The sequence below is a fragment of the uncultured Dietzia sp. genome, from assembly GCF_937873725.1.
Taxonomy (GTDB): Bacteria; Actinomycetota; Actinomycetes; order Mycobacteriales; family Mycobacteriaceae; genus Dietzia.
In genome coordinates this window covers 1-5,327 of sequence record NZ_CALMYY010000098.1, presented here as the reverse complement: position 1 = coordinate 5,327, position 5,327 = coordinate 1, and the positions used below count along the sequence as shown (strand labels likewise).

Here is a 5,327-nt window from a genome sequence, read left to right as displayed (position 1 = left end):
ACTGCCCTCCCCCCCCCGCCCCCGCCGGGGATTGGGGGGGGGGACGGGGGCCCGGCCGGGTGGGGGTGCGTATCCCGCCGGTCACGTAGACGTGGGTCATGGTCGACGGCCCGGGCGGGTTGCCCTGGGCGTCGGTCCATCCGAGGGCCGCGAGAAGGTCCCGCTCGGTCGACGTGCTCGGGCGCTGGAACCGCCGGCCGAGGGTCCACGCCCGGTCGAAGTCAGCGGATTGGGTGCTGTCCTCAAGGTCCTGGAGCGCCCCGGGCAGGGGCTCACGGAAGCACAGCACGCCGCGGGGGTCGTCGGGGCCGTGGCGGGGAGGGAGGCTGGTGGGGTCGATCATGCGCCGTCCCCTCCCTCGGCGTCCCGGGCGGCGGCGAACTGAGCGACGACGTCGTACGCCTCGGCCGCCCACGTGGCGAACGCCTCGGCCGGGTCGGCGTTGTGGGCCTGGGCCAGCGCGGTCCCGAGCGCGGCGACCATCGCGGCCAGCCGCAGCGTGATCGCCTGGTGGGGGCTCTCAGCCTGCCGGATCATCCCGGCGATCTCGTGGGACGGGACCCCGGCGCGGAGGGCGTTGACGACCTCGACGGCGTCGGCGTTGGTCCGGGCCTCGGCGTAGGTACGGGGTGCGGGTGCGGAATGGTCGGTCATGATTCCTCCGAATCGGTGGCGGTGCGGTGGGTGGGGTACTTGGCGTCGACGAACCTCACGGACCGGCCGACGAGGCGCTGCTCGATGATCCCGGCGGCGAGCAGGTGCTCGATGACCTCGTCGTAGGGCTCGGTGATGTTCCGGCCGGTCGAGTCGACGGTGTAGACGGTCCCGCCGCGGGAGCACCGGCGGCGGGCCTCGCTCGAGCTCATCCCGAGCGGATAGCGGGCGAGCACCTGTCTCACAAACATGCGTGCACACGGGTGAGGTAGTCGAGGGTCTGGGGTGGTGGTCATGCGGGGATCTCACTCTCAGGATGGTCGGTCAGAAATGGATGGTCGGTGACATGGGCGTCGGGGTATTCGACCTCGACGGCACCGCGGCCGACACCGCGGACCCGGCCGCCCCAGACGCCGTGAAGCCTGTTCTCCTCGGCGAACCCGGCACACTCCCGCCGCACCGGGCACCCGCGGCACACCGCCCGCGCCTCGCGGTAGCGGGCCCGCCACGCGGCGGCGGGCTCGTCGCTGAACTGGCAGTCATGCAGCGGTGCCAGCCCGGCGCACGCGGCCTCGGCGGTCCACCGCGGCGGGGCGTCGAGTGCCTCTCGGATGCGCGGCCAGGGGACCCTGGGGACGCGCGCGGCCGGCGGCCAGTTCTCGGCCGGTGCGCGGTGGTCGCGGGCCGGGGTCACCGGTCGTCACCGCCGTCGCCTGTGGTCTCGGCGTCGGCCTGCCGCAGCGCGGCCCGGAACCCGGCCAGCATCTCGCTGGCCTCGGCGTAGCTCAGGCGGGCACGGTCCGCGATAGCGCGGGTGTCCGGGTCCTCGGGGTGGGTGCGGTCGGGGCGGTGCATGGCGGTCTCCGTTTCGGTGGGGTCGGGCGGGGTCACGATGCGACCTCGACGGGTCGCGGCCGGAAGGGGTTATCGCCGAGGGAGCGGACGGTGTTCGTGACCTCATCGAGCTCGAAGATGTCGGGCAGAAACCAGATCCTGACCGGCGTCGTCTTGCCCCCGGCGAGGTGTTCGTTCTCCCAGTGACGGCCGAGCAGCTTCTTCTTCTCGAGGGCGCGCGCCGCCCGGTCGATGGTGGAGTCGGATGCACCGGCATCTTCACGGGCCCGTTTGGTGATGACCTTGGGCTCAGCCTTGCCGCCGGCCGCGGAGAGGTGCTTAAGGATCGCCTCCTCGGCGTCGGACAGTGCCGCCGCAGCGTCGTCGTCGGCCGCGTCAACCTCGACGTGCTGCCGAGAGGTCATCCCCGTCGTCTCGACGAACTTGAGCCGGGCGACCGTGCCGTCTCCGTCGTCCGACGGCTCCCAGTGCTGGACGACCTCGCGTGCGAACCGCGCGGCGGGTGCCAGAGCCGTGCCGTTCGCCTTCTCGGGACCGATGATGAGGGGCGCGTCTTGGTCGTCGTCCTCCTGGGAGTAGATCGTCATGCGGGCGATCTTGCGCAGCTCCGAGGTCACGCCGTAGCGGTCGCGGGCGTTCTTAGAGGTCGAACGGTTCGTGTGAGCGAGAAGCATGACCGCGGTCTCTAAGCTGACGGCGAGGTCGTGCCACGGCTTGAGCGCCGTCCTCGCCGCCTGGGGCTTCTGCACATCGAGGCGAGGATCGACGGTCGAGAGCCACATATCGACCACGACCAAACCGATTCTGCCGTCGTGGGTCCGTGCGTACGCCTCGATGTCGTCCTCAACCGAACGCGGGTGCAAGTCGTCGGGCTCGCCGATGACCACCACTCGGCTCAGATCCGCGCCGGCGACGACGAGACGGGCCAGCACCTCCGAGGCGTCGTCCTCATTCGCCACGATGAGAACGTCGAGGGGGTCACGTGCGGGGAGCCCGATCTCAGGCAGGGCCCGGCCGTTGGTGACCGCGGCGACCACCCAGACCCAGAACAGCGACTTGCCGATCCCCTCGGCCCCCACCAGTAGTGAGATCGCGTTCCACGGGATCCACCGACGGGCGAGCCACCGGGTAGGCGTCGGCTCCCCCAGGTCGCTCGCGCGGACGAACTTCCGGGTGGGCCGGGTGGGCTGGAACTCGCGCTCGAACAGGTCCTCGTTGTCGGCGTTGTTCATTGGCTCGCCGCCGTCGGCCACCGCAGCGACAAGGTCGAGCCCGTCGGGCGCGAGCACGTACTCGGCGGTCGCCTTGTGGGTCTGCTCGAGGGTCTCGACCAGTTCGCGGGCGCGTGCCGCGTTGACGAAGTGGTCGATGACCCGCACCCGATGCCGTGCGAGGGGTTCGAGGTCGTCGCCGGACACGGCGAGGATGCCCTCGCGGGTGAGCGCGTCGACCACGTCGCGGCCGCCGGGCACGAGGTGGACCACGTGCTTGCCGCGCCTGGCCTTGCTGAGAAGGGGAGAGGTCTGTAGGTCATCCGCCATGGGGAGGACTCCGTTCGTCTGAGCTGAGGGGCGTCCTGCTATGCGGATCGGATCGGCTGGTCCGTCCGCGTGTGGCGGTTGCCCTCGATCCAGGCGTCGAGGTCGTCGCGGCGGTCGCGCACGGCGCGGCCGATCTTGGTGAAGACCGGACCTTTGCCGACGTAGCGCCACTGGCGCAGGGTCCGGGGTGGGATGCCGCCGAGATACTCAGCTGCCTGCGGTTCGGTCAGTAGGTCGTTCATTCGGGTCGCCTCCCGGTCGGGCGATCAGTAGCGATCGCGTTGACCCCACTTTATTGACTATGACCCCAGCTGTCAATAGATGACGCTTGCGCGATCAGTAGCGATCGGACAGTATCGGGGTATGCCACCAAAGACGAACCCACACGGGCCTACAACCGAGACCGTCGCGGCGAACGTGCGCCGCGTTCGAGAGGCCAGGGGCTACTCCCAGGCGCAGCTCTCGGACAGGCTCGCCGAGCTGGGCCACACCATCCCGACGATCGGTGTCCGCAGGATTGAGAACCTCGGCCGGGGGGTCAGCGTCGACGACCTCATCGCCCTCGCCCTCGCGCTCCGGGTGTCCCCCACTTCCCTCCTCGTCCCGCAGCCGGGCGGCGGCTGGTCCGTGGTGGACCGGGAGATCACCGGGCATCCCGATCCTGTCTCGCCGCGGCGGGTGTGTCGGTGGCTCACCGCCGACACGCCCCTCGATCCGGCCTTCCCGTCCATCGCAGAGGTCACACGGTTCCGCGCCCGCTCGGCGGTGTGCGACGACCACCTCGGGGAGATCCTCGCCGCCGCCGGGCCGATAGGTGAGTTCGAGGAGAAGATCGCCGTCGCACAAGGCGACGTGTACCCCGCGGACGAGGCGTGACGATGCGCTCTCGCCCATATGCGGTGACGAACCGTGGGTTTCGTGACGAACCGTCCACGACCTGCACGTTTAGAAGGGGTCTCGGTGACGAACCGTGTGACGAACCGTCTGACGAAGCGGGCTTCGTCATGACGAAGCGAGGGGGTCCGTCATGGCATCGGTGACCCGCTACGAGACCGGCTCGGGGATGCGGTGGGAGGTCCGTTACCGGCCCCCCGAGCGGGGCACGACACGCAGGCGCGGGTTCCGCACCAAGAGGGACGCCGAGGCGTTCCTCGTCTCCGTCGAGCACAGCAAGTCGGTGGGGTCCTACGTCCCTCCCGCCGCCGGGCGGATCACCGTCGCCGAGGTCGGCAAGGTGTGGGACGCCGGTCTCTCGGGGTCGCCCAAGACCCAAGAGTCTGCGCGGTCGTCCTACCGCGTCCACGTCGCGCCGCGGTGGGGTGGTGTGGCCGTGTCCGCCGTCAAGGCACCCACCGTGCGGACGTGGGTCGCCGAGCTCGCAGCGGGTGGGCTCGGGGCGGCGTCCATCGAGCGGGCCCTCGGGGTGCTCCGGCAGATCCTCACCGTCGCGGTCGAGTCGGGGAACCTCGCCGCGAACCCTGCCCTGTCGATCAAGCCCCCACGGCGGACGCACAAGGCACGCGGCTACCTCACCCACCGTCAGCTCGACACCCTCGCCACCGCCGCCGGGTCCTCCCGGCCGCTGGTGCAGTTCCTCGGATACTCGGGGCTGAGGTTCGGGGAGGCCGCCGCGCTCCGGGTGCGGGACGTGGACACCACGCGGCGGCGTGTCCGCGTCGAGCGGGCCGTGGTGGAGACGGGCGGCGGAATGGTGTTCGGCGCGCCCAAGACCCACCAGCGCCGCAGCGTGCCCTATCCGGCGTTCCTCGCCGACGAGCTCGGCCCCCTCCTCAAGGGCAAGGGACTCGACGATCTCGTGTTCCACGGTGAGGGTGGCTCGACGATCAGGCTCAACAACTGGCGGCGTCGGGTGTTCGAGCCGGCCGTCGCGGAGTGTGTCGCCGCCTCGGTCACGTTCCCGAGGGTGACCCCTCACGACTTGCGCCATACGTGCGCGTCCCTGTCGATCCAGGCGGGGGCGAACGTCAAGTCGGTACAGACCGCGCTCGGCCACAGCTCAGCCGCGATGACGCTGGACACCTACGCAGATTTGTTTCCGGATGACCTCGAGGCAGTCGCGGCCGCGCTGGACGCCCGGCGCGCGGCCGACCTGGGGGCCACGTCCGCGGGCTGTGTCCAAAGTGTGTCCACGGAAGATCCCGTGGTCTGAACAACGAAACCCCCGGCGACCTGTTCTTGCTGGTCACCGGGGGTTTCTCTCGGTGGAGCTAAGGGGAATCGAACCCCTGACCTTCTCGATGCGAACGAGACGCGCTA

At 70.4% G+C, this 5,327-nt stretch carries 9 protein-coding genes; 2 read left to right on the top strand and 7 right to left on the bottom strand.

Going from position 1 to position 5,327, the window contains the following annotated elements; all coding sequences use genetic code 11:
- The 7 genes from Q0444_RS09935 to Q0444_RS09905 all read right to left on the bottom strand — a co-directional run.
- The coding region (locus tag Q0444_RS09935; RefSeq protein ID WP_299023146.1) for a hypothetical protein at positions 1 to 343 on the bottom strand (343 nt) is incomplete at its 3' end.
- Entirely contained in the window at positions 340 to 654 is a 315-nt protein-coding gene (locus Q0444_RS09930) for a hypothetical protein (RefSeq protein WP_299023144.1), read from the bottom strand. The genes Q0444_RS09930 and Q0444_RS09935, both read right to left, overlap by 4 nt.
- On the bottom strand, positions 651 to 866 hold the full coding sequence (locus Q0444_RS09925; RefSeq protein ID WP_299023142.1) for a hypothetical protein: 216 nt from the start codon (positions 864 to 866) through the stop codon (positions 651 to 653). The genes Q0444_RS09930 and Q0444_RS09925 overlap by 4 nt, the downstream gene beginning before the upstream one ends.
- A gap of 80 nt (positions 867 to 946) precedes the next feature.
- A complete protein-coding gene (locus Q0444_RS09920; RefSeq protein ID WP_299023140.1) occupies positions 947 to 1,348 on the bottom strand; it encodes a WhiB family transcriptional regulator in 402 nt (133 codons plus the stop codon).
- Positions 1,345 to 1,545 carry a hypothetical protein gene (locus Q0444_RS09915; protein WP_299023139.1) on the bottom strand — a complete coding sequence of 67 codons (201 nt, stop codon included), beginning with the start codon at positions 1,543 to 1,545 and terminating at the stop codon, positions 1,345 to 1,347. The genes Q0444_RS09920 and Q0444_RS09915 overlap by 4 nt, the downstream gene beginning before the upstream one ends.
- The gene (locus tag Q0444_RS09910) at positions 1,542 to 3,050 is read right to left on the bottom strand and encodes an AAA family ATPase (protein WP_299023137.1); all 1,509 of its coding nucleotides are present in this window, start codon (positions 3,048 to 3,050) and stop codon (positions 1,542 to 1,544) included. Before Q0444_RS09910 ends, Q0444_RS09915 begins: the two co-directional genes overlap by 4 nt.
- A 38-nt stretch (positions 3,051 to 3,088) precedes the next feature.
- Positions 3,089 to 3,292 (bottom strand): helix-turn-helix domain-containing protein, encoded by a 204-nt coding sequence (locus Q0444_RS09905; RefSeq protein ID WP_299023135.1) that lies wholly within the window; start codon positions 3,290 to 3,292, stop codon positions 3,089 to 3,091.
- Positions 3,293 to 3,467: 175 nt separating this feature from the next.
- Between Q0444_RS09905 and Q0444_RS09900 the strand changes: the two genes are divergently transcribed.
- Together Q0444_RS09900 and Q0444_RS09895 are read left to right on the top strand one after the other, a co-directional pair.
- Complete coding sequence (locus Q0444_RS09900) at positions 3,468 to 3,926, top strand: helix-turn-helix domain-containing protein (protein WP_299023133.1); 459 nt, start codon at positions 3,468 to 3,470, stop codon at positions 3,924 to 3,926.
- A gap of 151 nt (positions 3,927 to 4,077) precedes the next feature.
- Positions 4,078 to 5,220: a site-specific integrase gene (locus Q0444_RS09895; protein WP_299023131.1), complete on the top strand. Its 1,143-nt coding sequence runs from the start codon at positions 4,078 to 4,080 to the stop codon at positions 5,218 to 5,220.
- The last annotated feature ends 107 nt before the right edge of the window (positions 5,221 to 5,327 follow it).

Bases quoted from the DNA above. Each gene is read 5' to 3' on its own strand.
- Q0444_RS09930 (WP_299023144.1), bottom strand. From the start codon at position 654: ATGACCGACCATTCCGCACCCGCACCCCGTACCTACGCCGAGGCCCGG.
- Q0444_RS09925 (WP_299023142.1), bottom strand. From the start codon at position 866: ATGAGCTCGAGCGAGGCCCGCCGCCGGTGCTCCCGCGGCGGGACCGTC.
- Q0444_RS09910 (WP_299023137.1), bottom strand. From the start codon at position 3,050: ATGGCGGATGACCTACAGACCTCTCCCCTTCTCAGCAAGGCCAGGCGC.
- Q0444_RS09905 (WP_299023135.1), bottom strand. From the start codon at position 3,292: ATGAACGACCTACTGACCGAACCGCAGGCAGCTGAGTATCTCGGCGGC.
- Q0444_RS09895 (WP_299023131.1), top strand. From the start codon at position 4,078: ATGGCATCGGTGACCCGCTACGAGACCGGCTCGGGGATGCGGTGGGAG.